The organism is Actinomadura sp. 7K507 (assembly GCF_004348425.1).
Classification (GTDB): domain Bacteria; phylum Actinomycetota; class Actinomycetes; order Streptosporangiales; family Streptosporangiaceae; genus Spirillospora.
This window is the reverse complement of sequence record NZ_SMKK01000093.1, coordinates 1-18255: the sequence shown is the minus strand read 5'-3', so window position 1 is coordinate 18255 and position 18255 is coordinate 1. Positions and strand designations below refer to the sequence as shown.

The 18255-nt window shown below is 74.0% G+C and carries 14 protein-coding genes; 8 read left to right on the top strand and 6 right to left on the bottom strand.

The features are described from left to right. Positions 1–8 precede the first annotated feature (8 nt). The 4 genes from E1285_RS21570 to E1285_RS21555 all read left to right on the top strand — a co-directional run bounded on the left by E1285_RS21570 (position 9) and on the right by E1285_RS21555 (position 3790). The gene (locus E1285_RS21570; RefSeq protein ID WP_243722957.1) at positions 9–1484 is read left to right on the top strand and encodes an NAD(P)/FAD-dependent oxidoreductase; all 1476 of its coding nucleotides are present in this window, start codon (positions 9–11) and stop codon (positions 1482–1484) included. Between the two features lie 25 nt (positions 1485–1509). After that, positions 1510–2277, top strand: coding sequence for an SDR family oxidoreductase (locus E1285_RS21565; protein WP_132154826.1), 768 nt, complete (start codon positions 1510–1512; stop codon positions 2275–2277). A 123-nt stretch (positions 2278–2400) separates the two neighbouring features. Beyond that, positions 2401–3354, top strand: a complete 954-nt coding sequence (locus tag E1285_RS21560; RefSeq protein WP_165966695.1) for a DMT family transporter — start codon at positions 2401–2403, stop codon at positions 3352–3354. A gap of 115 nt (positions 3355–3469) precedes the next feature. After that, positions 3470–3790, top strand: coding sequence for a co-chaperone GroES (locus E1285_RS21555; protein ID WP_207946717.1), 321 nt, complete (start codon positions 3470–3472; stop codon positions 3788–3790). A gap of 73 nt (positions 3791–3863) precedes the next feature. Here the strand turns inward: E1285_RS21555 and E1285_RS21550 are convergent, their stop codons facing one another. Then, on the bottom strand, positions 3864–6887 hold the full coding sequence (locus E1285_RS21550) for an SMC family ATPase (protein ID WP_132154822.1): 3024 nt from the start codon (positions 6885–6887) through the stop codon (positions 3864–3866). After that, on the bottom strand, positions 6884–8011 hold the full coding sequence (locus E1285_RS21545) for an exonuclease SbcCD subunit D (protein ID WP_132154820.1): 1128 nt from the start codon (positions 8009–8011) through the stop codon (positions 6884–6886). The genes E1285_RS21550 and E1285_RS21545 overlap by 4 nt, the downstream gene beginning before the upstream one ends. Before the next feature lie 163 nt (positions 8012–8174). On the opposite strand from E1285_RS21545, the gene E1285_RS21540 reads away from it, so the two are divergent. Both E1285_RS21540 and E1285_RS21535 read left to right on the top strand, forming a co-directional pair. After that, the gene (locus tag E1285_RS21540; RefSeq protein ID WP_207946716.1) at positions 8175–8861 is read left to right on the top strand and encodes a dihydrofolate reductase family protein; all 687 of its coding nucleotides are present in this window, start codon (positions 8175–8177) and stop codon (positions 8859–8861) included. Beyond that, positions 8854–9312, top strand: a complete 459-nt coding sequence (locus E1285_RS21535; protein ID WP_132154818.1) for a dCMP deaminase — start codon at positions 8854–8856, stop codon at positions 9310–9312. Before E1285_RS21540 ends, E1285_RS21535 begins: the two co-directional genes overlap by 8 nt. A 2-nt stretch (positions 9313–9314) precedes the next feature. Here the strand turns inward: E1285_RS21535 and E1285_RS21530 are convergent, their stop codons facing one another. Continuing rightward, positions 9315–9911 (bottom strand): disulfide bond formation protein DsbA, encoded by a 597-nt coding sequence (locus E1285_RS21530; protein WP_132154816.1) that lies wholly within the window; start codon positions 9909–9911, stop codon positions 9315–9317. Between the two features lie 133 nt (positions 9912–10044). Here E1285_RS21530 and E1285_RS21525 point away from each other — a divergent pair, with 133 nt between their 5' ends. Then, positions 10045–11478 (top strand): aldehyde dehydrogenase, encoded by a 1434-nt coding sequence (locus tag E1285_RS21525; RefSeq protein ID WP_132154814.1) that lies wholly within the window; start codon positions 10045–10047, stop codon positions 11476–11478. Between the two features lie 185 nt (positions 11479–11663). After that, entirely contained in the window at positions 11664–14999 is a 3336-nt protein-coding gene (locus tag E1285_RS21520) for a hypothetical protein (RefSeq protein WP_132154812.1), read from the top strand. 3 nt (positions 15000–15002) lie between these two features. Here the strand turns inward: E1285_RS21520 and E1285_RS21515 are convergent, their stop codons facing one another. The 3 genes from E1285_RS21515 to E1285_RS21505 form a co-directional block, all read right to left on the bottom strand. After that, positions 15003–16355 (bottom strand): MFS transporter, encoded by a 1353-nt coding sequence (locus E1285_RS21515; RefSeq protein WP_132154809.1) that lies wholly within the window; start codon positions 16353–16355, stop codon positions 15003–15005. Beyond that, on the bottom strand, positions 16352–17215 hold the full coding sequence (locus tag E1285_RS21510; RefSeq protein WP_132154807.1) for an SDR family NAD(P)-dependent oxidoreductase: 864 nt from the start codon (positions 17213–17215) through the stop codon (positions 16352–16354). Before E1285_RS21510 ends, E1285_RS21515 begins: the two co-directional genes overlap by 4 nt. A gap of 40 nt (positions 17216–17255) precedes the next feature. Continuing rightward, positions 17256–18255 (bottom strand): NAD(P)-binding domain-containing protein (locus E1285_RS21505; RefSeq protein ID WP_132154805.1); only part of this gene is annotated, 1000 nt, incomplete at its 5' end.

Below are 18255 nucleotides of genomic sequence, written 5' to 3'. Positions count from 1 at the left end.
GCAACAGAATGACATTCGGGACGGCCATGACTCACAGCGCGGTGATCATCGGAAGCGGGTTCGGCGGGATCGGGATGGCGATCCGGCTTCAGCAGACCGGCATTCGGGACGTGGTGATCCTGGAGAAGGCGGACGCCCTCGGCGGGACCTGGCGGGACAACACCTACCCGGGCGCGGCGTGCGACGTACCGTCCCACCTGTACTCGTTCTCGTTCGAGCCCAAGACAGACTGGTCGCGCCGGTTCCCGCCGCAGGCCGAGATCCTCGACTACCTGTGGCACTGCGCCCGCAAGTACGGCGTGCTGGAGAAGGTGCGGTTCGGCACCGAGGTGACCGAGGCGCGGTTCGACGAGGACAGGGCGGTCTGGCGGATCTCCACGACCAACGGCGACCTGGAAGCGCGGGTGCTGGTGTCGGCGTGCGGGCAGCTCAACCGGCCCGTCCTGCCGGACATCGAGGGGCGCGAGTCGTTCACCGGGACGAGCTTCCACACCGCCCGCTGGGACCACGGCGCCGACCTGCGAGGCAAGCGGATCGCGCTGATCGGGACGGGCGCCAGCGCCATCCAGATCGTCCCGGAGATCGCGAAGGAGGCGGCGGAGCTGCGGCTGTTCCAGCGGTCCGCGCCGTACGTGGTCGACAAGCCGGACCGGCTGTACCGGGGCTGGGAGAAGGCCGTCCTGAAGCACGTGCCCGGCCTCTACGGGCTGAGCCGCGCCCGCATCTACGCGCTGTACGAGTCGCGGGCGCTGGGGTTCATCAAGTACCCGAAGCTGATGTCGCTGCTGCAGAAACGGTTCCGCGACACGCTGGAGGAGGGCATCGACGACCCCGCCCTGCGGGACGCGCTCGTCCCCGACTACCCGGTGGGCTGCAAGCGGATCCTCATCTCCAGCGACTACTATCCGGCGCTCGCCCGCCCGAACGTCGACCTGATCACCGACCCGATCGAGCGGATCACGCCGTCCGGCGTCGGCACGGCCGGGCGCGACCACGACGTGGACGCCATCGTGTACGCGACCGGGTTCCAGACGACCGAGTTCCTGTCCCCCATGAAGATCGTCGGGCGGGACGGCCGGGAGCTGAACGAGGCGTGGCGCGACGGCGCGCAGGCCCATCTCGGCATCACGGTCAGCGGCTTCCCCAACCTGTTCCTGCTGTACGGCCCGTACACCAACCTCGGGCACAACTCGATCATCTACATGCTGGAGTCGCAGTTCCGGTACGTGCTCGGCTGCGCGGAGGCACTGCGCCGGCACGGGCTCGCTTGGATCGACGTCCGGCCGGACGTGCAGGACGCGTTCACCCGCGATATGCGGGAGCGGATGCGCTCGACCGTGTGGGAGACCGGCTGCCAGAGCTGGTACATGAACGCCGACGGCCACGTCGTCAACAACTGGCCCGGGTTCACGTTCGCCTACCGCCGGGCGACGCGCCGCCCCGACCCGCGGCACTTCCGCGCGCGGCCGGCCGCCTCCCGCTAGCGCGGGGACGGCATAGGCTCGTGCCATGCCGACCGCCTTCATCACCGGTGCGACCGCGGGGATCGGTGCCGCCTTCGCCCGCCGTCTCGCCTCCGACGGATTCGACCTCGTCCTGCTGGCCCGCGACACCGAGCGGCTGGAGCGGACCGCCGCCGAACTGAGCGGCGAGTACGCCGTCCGCGCCGAGACGCTGACCGCCGACCTGTCCACCGAGGAGGGTCTCGCCGCGGCCGAGGAACGCGTCCGCGAGGACGTCGACCTGCTCGTCAACAACGCCGGGTTCGCCAACAAGGGCGTGTTCCTGGACGTCCCCGTGTCGGACGAGCTGACCATGCTCAAGGTGCACTGCGAGGCCGTCCTGCGGCTCACGCACGCGGTGCTGCCCGGGATGCTGGAGCGCGGCCGGGGCGGCGTCATCAACGTCTCGTCGGTGTCGGCGTTCGCGACGCGCGGCACGTACGGGGCGTCCAAGGCGTGGGCGGTGAACTTCAGCCAGGGGGTCGCCGCCGACATCCGGAAGCGCTCGGGGGGCGGGGTGCGCGTGATGGCGCTGTGCCCCGGCTTCGTCCACACCGAGTTCCACGACCGCGCCCAGATGGACATGTCGGACGTCCCCGGCTTCATGTGGCTGGACAAGGACGACGTCGTGGACGCCGCGCTGCGCGACCTGCGGCGCGGAGTGCCGGTCAGCGTCCCGAGCCCGCAGTACAAGGCGATCGTCGCCGCCGGCCGGTTCGTCCCGCGCAGGCTGCTGGCGAGGATGTCGTCCACTACCGGCCGTAAGTACAAGTGATCATGTAGTCAAGGGTCACGGCCTTGTCACTGGCGGTGTGACAGGGCAATGTAGCGACCAGGTCATTCGATGGCGCGCCGAACGACATTGCCCCCACCCCGTCCGTCGAGAGGGTCCTCCCCGATGGGTCACGACCTGGGCTATGCCGCCCTCGCGCTGATCGCGACCACCGTCTACTACATCGCGTTCCTCGTCTTCCGCATCTCCGCGCGCCGCATGGAGCCGCTGCGCGGCAGCCGCCCGTTCCGCGTCGCCCGCCTCATGCTCACCGACCCGATCTGGCTGGGCGGCGGGCTGCTGCTGTTCCTCGGCCTCGGCTACGAGGTCGTCGCGTTCTCCGAGATACCGCTCGCCGTCGCGCAGCCGATCTTCGCGATCGGCCTGGTGTTCCTCATCGCGTTCTCGGTGGGGGTCCTCGGCGAGCGGCTGAGCACCCGGGAGTGGACGAGCGTCGCGCTGTTCGTCCTCGCCACCATGCTGATCGGGCTGTCGGCCACGTCCGAGGGCGAGTTGCGCGCCGACGACACGCTCACCGGCGTGCTCGCCAATCCGTGGACGATGATCGCCATCTGCGCGCCGGCGGTGATCATCGCGGCGCTGGTGTGGCTGGTCGGCGACCGCCGCGCGGGCGGCCGGCACGCCAAGAAGCTCGCCGGGGTCGCCTACGGCATCGGCGCGGGAGCGTGCGCCGGCCTCGCCGAGGCGGGCATCCGGGGCATCTCGATCGTGTACACGGAGACCGGGAGCGTCCAGGCGGTGATGGAGTCCGCCTACCCGTACCTGACGATCGGTCTCGCCGCGATCGCGCTCGGCCAGCTCCAGGTCGCGCTGCAACGCTGCCGGATCGCGATCGTCGCGGTCGTGCTGACCGTCATCGGGCGCACGTACCTGATCCTCAGCAGCACCGTGCTGTTCGGCGAGGAGTGGCCGCAGGAGACGGCGGCGTTCGCGCTGCGGACGGGCGGCTTCGTGCTCGCGCTGGTCGCACTGATCATGTTCCCCCGGTACGAGGAACCCGGCGTGAACGGGACGCCGTCGGTCACGGCCACGGGGAGCGACCTGCGCACCATCCGCTGACCCCGGACCCGCCGGGACGCCCGTCACCGGCCGGAGTGCGTCCGCTTGACGACCCGGGAGATCATCGCCGGCCGGTGGAACGCTCCGACCCGTGCGGACGGATAAACTCCCCAGCGTGTCCGAGCCGAAGTTCGAAGTCCAGATGCTCCACGACCGCGTCATGATCAAGGTCGACAAGGACAGCGGCGAGCGCCGCAGCACCGGCGGGATCGTGATCCCCGCGACGGTGGAGCAGTCCAACCGGCTGGCCTGGGGCGAGGTCTGCGGAGTCGGCCACCACGTGCGCATCGTCAAGCCCGGCGACCGGGTGCTGTTCCACCCGGGCGACCAGTACGAGGTCGAGATACAGGGCGAGAACTACCTCGTCATGCGCGAACGCGACCTGCACGCCATCGCCAGCGAACGCCCCGAGCACGGCACCGGCCTCTACCTCTGACCTGCCGCCCCACGGAGCCACGTCCGCGACGCAGTCCCGCGGCGCGTCCCGGGCTGACGGGAGACGGTGCCGGTCAGACGACGATCGTGGCGGTGGAGCCGGCGCGGTCCTTGGTGACGCGGAGCTGGGCGGGGATGCGGGCGCGCAGCTCGGCGACGTGGCTGACGACGCCGACGGCCCGGCCGCCGTCGCGCAGGGCGTCCAGGACGTCCATGACGTCGTCGAGCGTCTCCTCGTCCAGAGTGCCGAAGCCCTCGTCGACGAACAGCGTGCCGATCTCGGTGCCGCCCGCCTCGGCGGTCACGACGTCGGCGAGGCCGAGCGCCAGCGACAGCGAGGTGATGAACGACTCGCCGCCCGACAGCGTCACGGGGTCGCGTTCCAGACCCGTCCAGGCGTCGGCGACGCGCAGGCCGAGGCCGCCCGCGCCCCGGGAGCGGTCGCCCGCCGCCTTCCCGGTCGTGTGGACGAGCGCGTAGCGGGCTCCCGACATGCGCGACAGCCGCTCGTTCGCGGCGGCGACGACCTGTTCGAGGCGGGCGGCCAGCACGTACGCCGACAGCGACATCGCGTGCCGGTTCGCGGCGTGCTTGCCGGACGCCAGGCCCGCGAGGCGTTCGGCGACCTCGTGGCGCCCGGCGGCGGGACGCCACGCGCTCACGGCCTCGCCGAGCTGCGCGCGCAGGTCGGCCAAGCGGTCGCGGCGGTGCCGGGCGCGGCCGGCGGCGCTCGCGGCCTCGGCGTGCGCCGCGTCCGCCGCGTCGAGCGCCGCTTCGAGGCCGGGAAGATCGGGGGCCGGTCCGGCGGCCGCCGCGACGAGCGCCGGGTCCCTGAGCAGGTCGCGGACGGCGGCCTCCTCGTCGTCCAGGCGGCGGATCCTGTCGCGCAGGACGCCCTGATCCTCGTCGGGCATCGCGGCTTCGAGGACCTCCTCGGGGGTGCGGAACCCCTCGCCCTCGGCGGCCGCCTTCGCCTCCGCGCGAGCGGCGGCCAGTTCCCGCGCGGCGCGGTCGGAGCCGCGCAGCGCCTCGATCGCCTCGCCGAGCACGCCGGCCTCCCGGCCCAGCCGGGCGATGCGCGCTTCGAGCGTCGCGTCCTCGCCGCGCGCCTCGTCCAGCTCGGCGGACAGCCTGTCCCGCTCGGCGGCCAGCTCCTCGTCCCTGGCGCGGTTCCCCGTGAGGGCCTGGGCGACCTCGTGCTGGGCGTCGCGGACGCGGTCGAGTTCCCGCTCGTCCCGGTGGAGGGCGGCCTCCAGGCGTTCGGCCTCGGCTGCGCGGGTCATCGCGTCCTGGAGCGCCCGCTCGGCGTCGGCGAACTCCTCGGCGAGGGCGCCGGCGGCCGTCTCACCGGCGGTCTCGAGCAGGTGGTCGAGTTCGGTGCGCCGGGCCTCGACCTCCTTGCCGGTCCGTTCACGGACCGCCTCGGCCTCGTCGGCCCCGGCCTGGGCCTCGTCGATCTGCTCCTCGGTCGGGATCGGCGCGAGGGACGTGACCGGCGCCGGATGCTCGGTGGAGCCGCAGACCCGGCAGGGTTCGCCGTCCGTGAGGTCCCCGGCCAGGACCGCGGCCATGCCGTCCAGGCGTGCCTGGCGGAGGTCCAGCACGCGCTGGCGGACGTCCTGGGCGGTGTCGACCGCGTCGCGATGGGCCGACTCCGCCTCGGCCAGGAGACACTCCACCTGGTCGCGGCGGTGCGCGGCGTCGAGGCGCCGGCGGGCGTCGGCGACGGCGGCCTCCGCCCCGGTACGCCCGGCCGCGGCGAGGCGGGCCTCGTCCAGCTCGGCGCGGCGGGCCTCGACGACGCCCGGCAGGTCGGCGAGGGACGCGGCGACCCGGGCCTCCTCGGGTTCGAGGCAGGCCAGCTCGCGGGCCAGCGCCGCACGCTCGTCCTCGATCCGCCGGAGCCTGGCCGACGCGGCGCGCCTGCCGTCCAGCGCCGCGGCCTCGTCGCGGCGGGCCCGCTCGGCCTTGACCAGCACGTCCTCCGACGCGTTCGGCGGCAGCAGCGCCCCGGCCCCGGCGCGCGTCTCCTCGGCCCAGCGGCGGGCGCGCCGCGCCTCGTCGTGCCGGGCCTGGACGGCGCGCACGAGCGGGACGACCCGGTCGGCGCGGGCCGCGGCGTCGAGGCGCGACGCCATCCGCGACTTCTCCTCGGCGTGCTCCCGCAGCGCCTCGCGGCGGGCGAGGGCGCCGGCGTGGCGGCGCCGCCGGTCGGCGAGCGCCTTGCCGTCCTCCAGCGCCTTGCGGGACGCCTCCAGCGCCGCCGTGGCCCCCTGCCGCAGCTCGTCGGTGATCGCGCGGACGTCCTCGTGCCCGCCGGCCAGCTCGGCCGCCCACGCGGGCAGCGCGCCGACCTCGTCGAACGGCTCGGCCACCGGCTCGGCGGGGCGCGGCGCGGGAACGGCCCGGCGTTCCCCGCGCGGCGGCGCGGCGCCCGTCGTCTCGGCGATGCGGTCGGCGATCGAGGACGCCGCCGCGCCCAGCTCGGCGGCCTCGCGTCCCGTGGCGGCGCGGCGGTCGGCCAGCCACTTCTCGACCTGGGTGAAGACCTCCGTGGCGAAGAGCCGCTCCAGGACCTTGCGGCGTTCGTCGGCCCCGGCGCGCAGGAACCCGGCGAACTCGCCCTGGGGCAGCAGCGCGACCTGGCAGAACTGGACGGCGGTCATTCCGAGCAGCCGCGAGACCAGGTCGCCCGCCTCGTCCAGCCGCGTGGTGAGCCCGACCCACGTGCCCCGTTCGAGCTCTTCCAGGATGACCTTGGCGTGCTCGGCCGTCGTGCCCGAGCCGCGCAGTTTCGGCCGTTCCCACGCCGGCGACCGCGTGATGCGCAGGCGGCGGCCCCGGATCGTCGTCTCCAGCACCACGCGCGGGCCGGTGCCGGGAGCCGCGTGGTCGCTGCGCAGCCCCTTCACGGCGTTGCGGGCCCCCGGCACCTGCCCGTACAGCGCGAAGCACACCGCGTCGAGAATGCTCGTCTTGCCCGCGCCCGTGCGGCCCTGGATGAGGAACAGCCCGGCGTCCGACAGCGCGTCGAAGTCGATCTCCTCGGTCTTCGAGAACGGCCCGAACGCGGTGACCTCAAGCCGGTGGAGCCTCAAACGAGCGCCTCCTTCCGGCGGCAGGCCTCGAACGCCTCGTGCAGGAGGGCGCGCTCGTCGCCGGTCGCGGGGCCGTCGGTGACCTCGGCGACGAAGTCTCCCGCGATGTCGAGCGCGGAACGTTCGCGGACGCGTTCGGACCAGGTGCGGGCCCCGTCCGTCCCGCCGCCCTCGGGTTCGAAGCCGAGGACGAGCGCGTGCGGGAACCGGCGGCGCAGCCGCTCCATCGCGCCGGACGGGCGGCGCGGGTCGGTGAGCGTGATCTGGAGCCAGCGGTCCTCGAACGGCTCGTAGGACGCGTCGGCGAGCAGGTCGTCGATGCGGCCGCTGATGCGGGCCAGGCGGCGCGGGACGGGGGCCTCCACGAACCGCGCCTCGATCCCGTCCTCGCGCAGGTCGACCAGCCACGAGCCCTTGACGTGCTTGTCCTCCGAGAACGAGTACGCCAGCGGTGAGCCCGAGTAGCGGACGCGGTCGGTGATGCGCCAGGCGCCGTGCAGGTGGCCGAGCGCCGCGTAGTCGACGCCGTCGAACACCGAGGCCGACACCTGCGACGACCCGCCGACCGAGATGTCGCGTTCGCTCTCACTGGACTCGCCGCCGGTGACGAACGCGTGCGCGAGCACGACCGACCGCTGCGCCCGGGACGCGGCGTCCTCCCGCACGCGGCGCATGGCCTCGGTGAGCGCCGCGGCGTGGCTGCGCTCGCCGAGGTCCCACGGGTGCCGGACGAGTTCGGGCTCCAGGTAGGGGATGCCGTAGATCGCGGCGTCACCGACGATCACGGGCTCCCCCACGGAGGCGAAGTCGGTGCGGACGTGCACGCCCGCGGCGTCCATCAGCGCCGACCCGAACCCGAGGCGCCGCGCCGAATCGTGGTTGCCCGCGATCAGCACGACGCGGGTGAGGGCGGCGAGCCGCTCCAGCGCCTCGTTGCACAGCCGGACCGCGTCGACCGCCGGCAGCGCGCGGTCGTAGACGTCCCCGGAGATCAGCACGCAGTCGACCCGCTCCGCCGCGACGGTCTCGACCAGGTGGTCGACGAAAGCCGCCTGCGCGGCCAGCAGGTCCTCGCGGTGGAACGATCTGCCGAGATGCCAGTCGGAGGTGTGCAGGATTCGCATGTCGCAGCAACCATAGGCACCCCCTCCGACACATCCCGCGCAGAAACGCCGAGCCGCCACAAACGATCTCCGGTCCTTCTCCCGCCGCGCACCCGGCGCGGCGGAGGCGTCCCGCCGGGCCTGCCCGCCGGAGGCGGAGCACGGGGACCTTTAGGCTGGCGGGGTGAGTGATCGCCCCTACGTGCTGCTGAGCTGCGCGATGTCCGCCGACGGCTATATCGACGACGCGACCCCGGAACGGCTGAGGCTGTCCAGCGCGGCGGACTGGGACCGGGTCGACGCGGTACGCGCCGGCTGCGACGCCATCCTCGTCGGCGCCGGGACCGTCCGGGCCGACGACCCCAGGCTGCTGATCCGCTCCGGGGCGCGGCGGGACAAGCGGGTCGCGCGCGGGCTGCCGCCCGACCTGACGAAGGTGACCCTGACCTGGAGCGGCGACCTCGATCCGGGCGCGCGGTTCTTCACCACGGGCGAGTCGCCGAAGCTCGTGTACGCGCCGTCGCCCACGTCGGGTGAACTGGCGGCGCGGCTGGACGGCCTGGCCGAGGTCCTCGACGCCGGCGATCCCCTCTCCTTGCCCGCGGTGCTCGGCGACCTGGCCGCGCGGGGCGTCAAGCGGCTCATGGTCGAAGGCGGCGGCGGCATCCACACGCTGTTCCTGACCGGGGACGTGGTGGACGAGATCCAGCTCGTGGTCGCGCCGTTCTTCATCGGCGACCCGTCCGCGCCGCGGTTCGTCCGGTCCGGGGTGTTCCCGCAGTCGCCGGACCGCCCGATGCGGCTGGCGGAGGTCACCCGCATCGGCGACCTGGCCCTGCTCCGCTACCTGACCGGGAACGCGCGTGGATGACCTCGCCGCCGGTGACCCGGCCACGGGCGACCGGCACTGGCTGGAGCTGGCCTGCGACCTGGCGGGGCTGTGCCCGCCGTCGCGCACCGCGTTCTCCGTCGGCGCCGTCATCGTCGGCGCGGACGGGCGGGAGGTCGCGCGCGGCTTCTCCCGCGAGGACGACCCGCACGACCACGCCGAGGAGGCCGCCCTCGCCAAGACCACCGTGGACCTGACCGGCGCCACCGTCTACAGCTCGCTCGAACCGTGCGGTCACCGGGCGTCCCGTCCCCGCCCGTGCGCCGAGCTGATCGTCGCGTCGGGTGCGCGCCGGGTCGTGTTCGCGTGGCGGGAACCGGTGCTGTTCGCCGAGGGCACGGGCGCCGAGATCCTCGCTGCGGCGGGCATCGAGCTGACCGAAATCCCCTGCCTGGCCGACCGCGCCCGGGAACCGAACAAGCACCTGCTCTAGCGTCAGGCGAAGTCGGGGTCGGCGTGGGGGCGGCCCTTGAGCTCGTGGAAACCGGGGACGCCGGCGACCAGGAGCGTCCCGTCCCAGAGGCGCCCGGCCTCCTCGCCGCGCGGAATGCGCGACATGACCGGGCCGAAGAAGGCGCACTCCCCCACCGCGACCACCGGCGTGCCGATGTGCGGGCCGACCTTGGCGATCCCTTCGGCCGTCGAGGCGCGGATCGCGTCGTCGTAGTCCGCCGACTCCGCCGCGGCCGCGAGTCCCGCGGAGAGGCCCGCCTCCTCCAGCGCGCCGGGGATCGTCCGCGCGTCCATCTCACCGCGCTCGTGGACGCGGGTCCCGAACGCCGTGTAGAAGCGTCCGAGCGCCTCCGGCCCGCCCTGTTCGACGACGGCGGCGCAGACCCGGACCGGCATCCACAGGTAGCCCTCCGGGTCGTCCTCCGGATCGTCGTCGCGGCCCTCGTTCAGCGCCGACAGGCTCAGCACACGCCAGCGCGGTTCGATCGGCCGGACCCTGGCCACCTCCAGCAGCCAGCGCGAAGTGATCCAGGTGTAGGGGCACGACGGGTCGACCCAGACATCGGCGATTCCAGTCATGAGCCGGTTATATCGGACGGGAGGTGAGACGCGAGTCTCATTCCTCTTCCACCACGCCCGGAGCCCGTGCCATGCTGGGCCCAAGCAAGCACTCGGTCATCCAACTGGACCGTCGAGCAGGAGGCACGGCAGCATGCGCGAGCACGATCGGCTGTTCATCGGCGGCGAATGGGCCGCACCGGCCGGCACCGGCACGATCGACGTCATCTCCCCCCACACCGAAGAGGTCATCGGACGGGTACCCGACGGCACCGAGGCCGACATCGACGCGGCGGTCGCGGCGGCGCGGCGCGCGTTCGACGAGGGCCCCTGGCCCCGGATGACGCCCGCCGAGCGCGCCGAGATCGTCGGCCGGCTCTCCGCGATCTACGCCGAGCGGCAGCAGGAGATGGCCGACCTCGTCACCGCCGAGATGGGCTCGCCCATCATGTTCTCGGTGTTCGGGCAGGCCGCCATCCCGCAGATGGTGCTGCAGTACTACGTGGACCTCGCCGCCACCTACACCTGGGAGGAAGAGCGGCAGGGCATGCTGGGCCCGGTCACCGTGACCCAGGAGCCCGTGGGCGTCGTCGCCGCGATCGTCCCGTGGAACGTCCCGCAGTTCACGCTCATGCTCAAGCTCGCCCCCGCCCTCATCGCCGGCTGCACCGTCGTGGCCAAGCCGTCCCCCGAGACGCCCCTGGACACCTTCCTGCTCGCCGAGTGGATCAAGGAGGCCGGGATCCCGGACGGGGTCGTCAACATCGTCCCGGCCGGACGCGAGGCCGGCGCGCACCTCGTCGCGCACCCGGACGTCGACAAGGTGTCCTTCACCGGCTCCACCGCCGCCGGACGCAAGATCGGCGCGGTCTGCGGCGAGCAGCTCAAGCGCGTCACGCTGGAACTCGGCGGCAAGTCCGCCGCGATCATCCTGGACGACGCCGACCTCGCGAGCACCATCGAGGGCTTCAAGCTGGCCTCGCTGATGAACAACGGCCAGGCGTGCGCCGCGCAGACCCGCATCCTCGCGTCCCGCCGCCGCTACGACGAGGTCGCCGACGCCCTCGCCACCATGGTCGGCGGCCTCAACGTCGGCGAGCCCTCCGACTACGGCACCGAGATCGGCCCCCTGGTCGCCAAGCGGCAGCAGGAACGGGTGGAGAACTACATCCGCATCGGCCAGGACGAGGGCGCCAAGGTGATCACCGGCGGCCTGAACCGCCCCCACGACCGCGGCTGGTACGTCGCCCCCACCGTCTTCGGCGACGTCGGCAACGACATGCGCATCGCCCGCGAAGAGATCTTCGGCCCGGTGCTCGTCCTGATCCCCTACGACGACGAGGCCGACGCCATCAAGATCGCCAACGACAGCGAGTACGGCCTCGGCGGCTCGGTCTGGACGTCCGACGCCGGCCACGGCGTCGAGGTCGCCCGCCGCATCCGCACCGGCAGCTGCGGCGTCAACATGTACACCCTCGACCCGAACACCCCCTTCGGCGGCTACAAGAACAGCGGCCTCGGCCGCGAACTCGGCCCCGAAGGCCTCCACGCCTACCTCGAACACAAGTCCATCCCCCACCCCGCCTGACGCCGTCGCGCTGTTCCGCGTTTCCTGCAACGAGGCCCCGTTCGTCGCCGGCCACGACGACGAACGGGAGCCGCGCGTCCGCACGCCGGCGGAGCAGGTCGCCGCATCGCGTCCCGGGCACGAGGCGGCCGAACCGGTGTAAATCGGTGTGAAGAGGGATCGCCGATCCGGCAGGATGGCGCACCATGCGCGCCGACGACCTGCTGACCGAGATCGAGCCCCTGCCGTTCAAGGCCCGCTGCCGCCGGCTGGCGGATCTGCGCGGCCTCTCCGGCGATCCCGCGCTCGCCGAGCTGCTGGACGACCTGGGCCGGCGCGGCCACTACGAGCGGTCGCTCGCGCTGTTCGCCGCGTCCGCGGTCCGGGACGAGGCGTCGCTGGCGCACATCGTGAGCGCGACGCGGGACGCGGACGCCGAGCTGGCGGCTCAGGCCACCCGGCTGGCGGTCCGGTACGTCGAAGGTTCCGAGCGTTTCCTCGCCGGGCTGGAGGACGCGCCGGCGGCGGTGCGCGCGGCGCTCTACGAGTCCGTCCGGGCGCGGCGGCGCGGCGACCTGGCCGACGCGCTCATCGGGCCGGTCGCCGAGCGGTGGGGCGACCGTGAGGCGGCGACGCTCCTGCCCACCTGTGGCCCGCGCGCCGTCACCGAGTGGATCGGCCGGATCGGTCACGCCGTCGGGAACTGGACCTCGCTGGGCCGCTCCCACCCGGAGGCCATGCTCGGCCACGCGGAGCGGAGCCTGGACGGCCTCCCCGAGGGAACGCGGGACGCCTGGTGGTTCCGCCACGCGCCCGGTGTCGCCGCGGCGCTGCGCCACGACCCCGGCCGGGTCGTCCGGCTGCTGGAGCGCCACTGCGCCACCCGGCCGCTGCCCCAGGCGCTGCACCCCCTGGCCGGTGCGCTCCTGGACGCCGAGCCCCGCCGCATGCTCGATCTTCTGCTGGCCGATGAGCACCGCGCGGACCTGCGCACCCTGCTGTACCGCAGGTCCGTCCGGGACCGGCTGGCCCGTTTCGGCGACGACGACCTCGCCGCCGTCGCACGCGCCGTCCGGGAGCACGGGGACGTGCTGCGGCGGCTGCTGAAGGCCTTCCCGCCGAGCCGCCGCGAAGCGGTGTTCGAGGCGGCGATGAGTGGTGTCGACCGCGGCGCCGCCGTGCTCGACGCGGACCTGATGGAGGTCCTGCCCCGCGCCCTGCGGTTCCGGGAGGCGCGCCGCATGATGGGCCTGCGCAAGGTCGCCGAGGCGCCGCCGCGGACGTGGTCCGCCGCGTCCTTCCTGCCGTACGAGGAGGCCCTGCCGGTACTGGGCGAGCTGATCCGCAGGCAGGACGCCGACGAGCGCGCCACCGGCTACGCGCTGCTCATCCGGTGCGCCGCACGCTCCGGCGACCCCGCGACGCTGGCCGCGGCGCTGGAGTCGTTCGGGCGGCTGCGCAACGAGCAGGATCCCGTCCGGTACAGCGCGCTGAACGCGCTGGCCTCCGTCCCGGAGGGCCTGTGGCGCGCCGGGCACGCGGCGGTGATCAACCGGTTCGCGGACGACGCGCTGAACGCCCGCGACCTGTCCCACATGACCCGCCACCAGATCGGCCGGCTCGCCGCGGCACTGTGCCGCCAGGGCGCGGTGCGCGACGACGCGGACCTGCTGACGCCCGGCCTGGAGCTCGTCGAACGGCTCGCCGGCAGCACGGGGTCGCTCGTCTTCGGCAGGCTCGACCACGCCCTGCGGCGCGGGCAGGAGCACCGGCTGGCGGCGACGCTGGCGCCCCGCCTGGAGGCGGGCGCACGGCGCGACGACCACCGGCTCGCGCTGCTGCTCGCCCGGGCGCTGCGCCGCCGCGCCCACCACGTCCCGGTCGTGCAGGACGCGCTCGAAGCGGCACTCGACGCCCGCGACGACGGCGTCCTCACCCAGGCGATCACGCTGTGGCTCGCCGCGCCCGGAACCCGCGCCGAACGGGCCGGGCAGGTCGTCGCCCGGGACCCCTCGGCGGTCGCCGTCCCGGCCGTCCTGGCCACCGTCGCCCGCGAGCGCACGGACCTCCTGCACCTCGTCCTGACCGAGAACACCCCGGCCGGACGGTTCCGCCGCCCCGATGTCACCTACGTGCCGCGCCTCGACCCGGCCTGGGCGGGCCGCTGGACCGCCCGGCAGCGCGAGACCTACCGCGCTCTCCTGGCACGGGTGGCGGCGGACGAGGAGGCACCCGACACCGGCAGGGCGAGCGCCGTCTCGACCATGGCGCGCATCCCCGGCACGGACGCGGAGAGCCTGCGGCCCTACTTCGGCTCCGGCGACCCCTACATCCGGCGCGCCGCGCTCACCGCGCTCCCGTGGACCTGCTCCCCGCAGGAGGTCCTGCCAGAGCTGCTGACCCGCGCCGAGTCGGACGACGCCCACGTCGCCGTCTACGCGGCGGCCCGCGCGGCGCGGTTCATCCCGCCGTCGGCGCTGTCGGCGATGCTCCGGCCGGTGCTGCGGGACGGCAAGATCACAGCACGCAAGGAGGCCGTGCGGATCCTGCTCCGCAACCGGGTGCCGGGCGCCCTGGACATCGTCGCGGCGGCATGGGACGACCCGGACCAGCACCGGGACGTGCGCGCCGCGATCGCCTCGGCCGCCCGCGAGCACCTTCAGGAACCGGTCGCGCAGCGGATCCTGGCCGAGGCGGCGCAAGGCCCGCGTGACCTCGCTCGACAGGTGCTGGGGACGCCGCCCGTGCTCGTGGAGGAGCGGTTCCGCGCCCGTTACGCCGCGCTCGTGCTGCAGGTGGCGCGCTCCGGCGACCCGGAGGCCCGCGAGGCGGCGCTGCCCGCCCTGGCCCCCTGGGCGCCCTGGGCCCCCGGCATTCCCGCCGTCCTGGCCGGTGTCGTCACCGACCTGGACGAGACGGGCACCTGGAGAGCGGCGCTGTCCGCCCTCGTGACCTGCGTGACGACCGGCATCGGCGCCGATGAGCTCGGCGCCGCCACCGCCGGACTGGCCGCCGCGCCGTCCGCGCCCGACGCCGGGCACGAGCGCGACCGGCCGGCGTTCCAGCGGCTGACCGCGCTGGCCGGCGCCGTCCGGGACGCCGCCGCCGTGAACCGCACGACCGGGGATCGCGCCGTCCGCGCGGTGGAGGGGCACCTGCCCGGACCGCTCGCGATCGAGCTGGCCGCCGCGACCCTCCGCTGGGACGACCCCGGCGCCGCCCCGGCCCTCGACGCGCTCGCCGGCCGGTGCGCCGGGCTCGGCGCCCTGGCCACCGGGGACGCCGCGAACACCCTGGCCGTCGGACCGTCCGCCCTCCCCGCCTGGGGCATGCCCGAACCCGAGGAGCTGCACCCGCACGCGGCCCGGCTCGCGGCGCGCGGCGACCTCGCCGGCGGGCTGTTCGCCTGCGCGCTCGCCGAGGGGCACGGCCCGCGCGCGGGCTGGCCGGAGGACTGGCGCGCCCTGCTGCGCGGCCTGCGCGCCCACACCGACCCCGACGTCGTCTTCTGGGCGCGGAGGATCCGCACCGCGGAGGAGTGACCGTCAGCGGGCGGCCATGCGGTCGAGGGCGAAGCGGCGCTGGAAGAAGAAGGCGACCGCCATCAGCGCGGAGGGCACCACCGTGATGCCGATGAGGAGCGCCGTGAGCGCCGAGTCCGTCTGCGCGACCCGGTGGCCTTCGGTCGTGGCGACGAAACCGCCCAACGCGAGGGTCGCGGAGTACACGTAGGGGCCGATCGCGGTGCCGGTCGCCTCGGTCGCCGTCCACACGCCCGTGTAGGCGCCCGCGCGGGCCGTCCCCCGGGACTCGGCGGCGGCCACGATGTCGGGGATCATCGAGAACGCGAAGAGCTGGAGACCGGCGAACGCGCAGCCGAGCACCGCGATCCCCGCGACGGTCGGGCCCACGCCGAGCGCCTCGCCGGGCCACAGGGCGAGGGGCATGACGACGAAGAACGCCTGGCAGATCAGCAGCGCGCGCTGCTTGCCGGTCCGCTCCGACACCTTCTTCCAGACGGGCCCGGCGATCACGGCGGGGACGAGGAACGCTCCCATGAACACCGCCGTCAGCCCCTCGTCCTCGAACTTGTACTCGGTGTAGAAAGGCACCGCCGCGAGGAAGATGTGCGTGGTCGTGCCGGTGAACAGGTAGGACAGCGCCAGGGTGCGGAAGTCGCGGTCCCGCCAGGTGATCCGGAGGTCGTCGAAGACGGAGTGCGCGTGCCCTCCGTCCGGGATCCGGAAACCGGAGCGGTCGGTCAGCCGCCGGATGAAGACGATCGCGAGGACGCCCGTGACCACGAGGAAGCCGGCGAACACGACCGACATGAGGGCGTAGTCGCCGCGCCCGCCGTCCGCCACCAGGGCCGGGGCCGCGACACCGGCGCCGAGCAGGCCGACGGTCAGCAGCAGCATCCGGTACATGAACACGCGGGTGCGCTCGTGGTACCCGATCTTCAGGTCGGACGGCGTCGTCAGGTAGGGCACCTGGAAGCACGCGTACAGGACGTTGCCGAGGGTGTAGAAGCACCCGACCCACAGCGCCGCCGTCCAGCCGGAGACGCCGGACGGCACCGAGAACAGCCCGATCCAGGCGATGGCCAGCAGCAGCCCCCAGCGCAGCAGGCGTCGCCGGTGCCCGTCGCGGCGCGCCTGCCGGTCCGACAGCGAGCCGAACCACGGATGCACGATCGCGTCGAGGACCTTCGGCAGCAGCAGGGTGAGGCCGGCCAGGAACGGCGACACGCCCAGCGTGTGCGTCATGAAGTAGAGCAGCAGCAGCCCGGGGACGGTGACCCACACGCCCATACCGAGCGAGCCGGAGCTGTAGCCGACGAGGTCGCGGGCGCGGGGCGCGGTCGCGGTGTCCTTCCGCGTCGTCTCGGCGGTGCTCATGACCGCCCCGCGTGGCGGCCGACGACTCCGGCGGCCAGCTCCGCGCCCTTGAACGCGCCGGAACGGACGCGTTCGGCGAAGGTCCGGGCGACGATCCGGTCGCTCAGCGCGGGAAAGTGCCTGGCCAGGAAGAACTCGGCGGCGCCCCGGCGCGTCGTCGTCACGTCGCGGCGCGGGCGGCGGGAAAGGGCGGCGTGGAGCACGGCGTCCACGACGCCGTCGAGGGGTTCGTAGCGGCTCACGCCCTCAAGGGACAGCCCCGCCGCCGCGGTCGAGTCATGGATCGGGCTCCGCACGGCCGAAGGGTACACGCATGTCACGCCGACGTGGGTTCCGAGCTCCATGCGGAGTGCGTCCGCATATGCCACGAGTGCACGTTTGGACGCGCCGTAGGCGGCGGCCAGGGGAAGCTGCATGACCGCCATCCGCGAGGACAGCATGACGACACGCCCCCGCGACTCGACCAGGGCGTCCACGCAGGCGGCGGTCACCCGCCAGGTGCCCAGCAGGTTGATGTCGAGCTGGCGCCGCACCTCGTCGCCGGGCGGCTGCTCGGCCGGGGCGGGGCCGCCGATCCCGGCGTTGTTGACGAGCAGGTCGAGCCCGCCCAGCCTCTCGATCGCGGCCCCGACCGCCACCGGGACGGCGTCGTCGTCGGTGACGTCGCAGGCGAGGACCTCCACGGGATCGTCCGGGCCGGGCGCCACGTCCAGACCGACGACATGAGCGCCGAGACCGGTCAGCCGGGTGCTGATCGCTCTGCCGAACGTCCCCGACGCGCCGGTGACGATGACCCGCAGGCCGCTCGTGTCCCGCCGGCCCCCCGGCCGGCCGGCCGGGGCCGGACGCGCGCCGCTCACGCATCTCCCCTTCGAAGGGCCGGCCCCTGGGTCGCTTCGCTCATGTGGAGGTCTCCTCGCGGTGCGTCGGGGTGAAGGGGGGTGCGCCGCCCCGCGCGAGCCGGGCCCGGCCGGCCTTCATCTCGCGGGGCAGATCAGCCACATACTGGTCGAAGTCGACGCGCATCATAGGACGCCGGTCGCCCCAGCGCGCGGTCGCGGCGCGCAGGGCCCCGGCGACGGCCCGCCGCCGCTCCGGCGGGCGCGGCAGCGCGTACGCGCCGGAGAAGTAGGCCGCGGCCAGCTTCGCCTGCGCCTCCACGATGGGCAGCGCCGCCCCCGTGGACTGCATCAGGCCAACGAACGCCAGGCTCGGGTCGTCCAGGTGGAAGACCCGCTTGAACAGCGGCAGCCGCTCGGGATCGCTCCCCAGCAGCCCGGACGGCAGGAACGGGATCGTGACCCGGTAGCCCGTCGCCCAGACGATCACGTCCACGGGATCGGCGGCCCCGCCGGTGAACACGACCTTCTCACCGTCCATGCGCTCGATGCCGGGACGCGCCTCGACCTCGCCGTGGGTCAGCCGGTGCAGGATCGTGTCGCTGATCGTGGGATGGTTCTGGAAAAGGCCGCCCGACGGCGCAGGCAGGCCGTAGTCCTGCGGGTTCCCGACCGCGAGCCGCAGCATCGTCTCGGCGACGCGCTGGCGCACCCGCCACGGCAGCACGGCCAGCGCGCCGCCGGTCGCGTCCGAAGGACGTCCGAACAGGTACTTCGGGACGATGTGGACGCCGTGCCGCGCCGACAGGAGGACCGGGCCGTGCGCGACGTGCGAGGCGTCCACGGCGATGTCCATGGCGGAGTTCCCCATGCCCACGACGAGGACGCGCTTGTCGCGGAACACCTCGGGCGTCCGGTAGCCGTGGGCGTGCATCTGCGTCCCGGTGAACGCGCCCGGGTAGGCGGGGTCGGGCCACCGCGGATCCCAGTTGTGCCCGTTGGCGACCACGACCGCGTCGTAACGGTCGGTGTCCCCCGCCTCGGTCTTCACCACCCACGGC

Bases quoted from the DNA above. Each gene is read 5' to 3' on its own strand.
- E1285_RS21520 (WP_132154812.1), top strand. From the start codon at position 11,664: ATGCGCGCCGACGACCTGCTGACCGAGATCGAGCCCCTGCCGTTCAAG.
- E1285_RS21560 (WP_165966695.1), top strand. From the start codon at position 2,401: ATGGGTCACGACCTGGGCTATGCCGCCCTCGCGCTGATCGCGACCACC.
- E1285_RS21530 (WP_132154816.1), bottom strand. From the start codon at position 9,911: ATGACTGGAATCGCCGATGTCTGGGTCGACCCGTCGTGCCCCTACACC.
- E1285_RS21545 (WP_132154820.1), bottom strand. From the start codon at position 8,011: ATGCGAATCCTGCACACCTCCGACTGGCATCTCGGCAGATCGTTCCAC.
- E1285_RS21565 (WP_132154826.1), top strand. From the start codon at position 1,510: ATGCCGACCGCCTTCATCACCGGTGCGACCGCGGGGATCGGTGCCGCC.
- E1285_RS21570 (WP_243722957.1), top strand. From the start codon at position 9: ATGACATTCGGGACGGCCATGACTCACAGCGCGGTGATCATCGGAAGC.
- E1285_RS21525 (WP_132154814.1), top strand. From the start codon at position 10,045: ATGCGCGAGCACGATCGGCTGTTCATCGGCGGCGAATGGGCCGCACCG.
- E1285_RS21515 (WP_132154809.1), bottom strand. From the start codon at position 16,355: ATGAGCACCGCCGAGACGACGCGGAAGGACACCGCGACCGCGCCCCGC.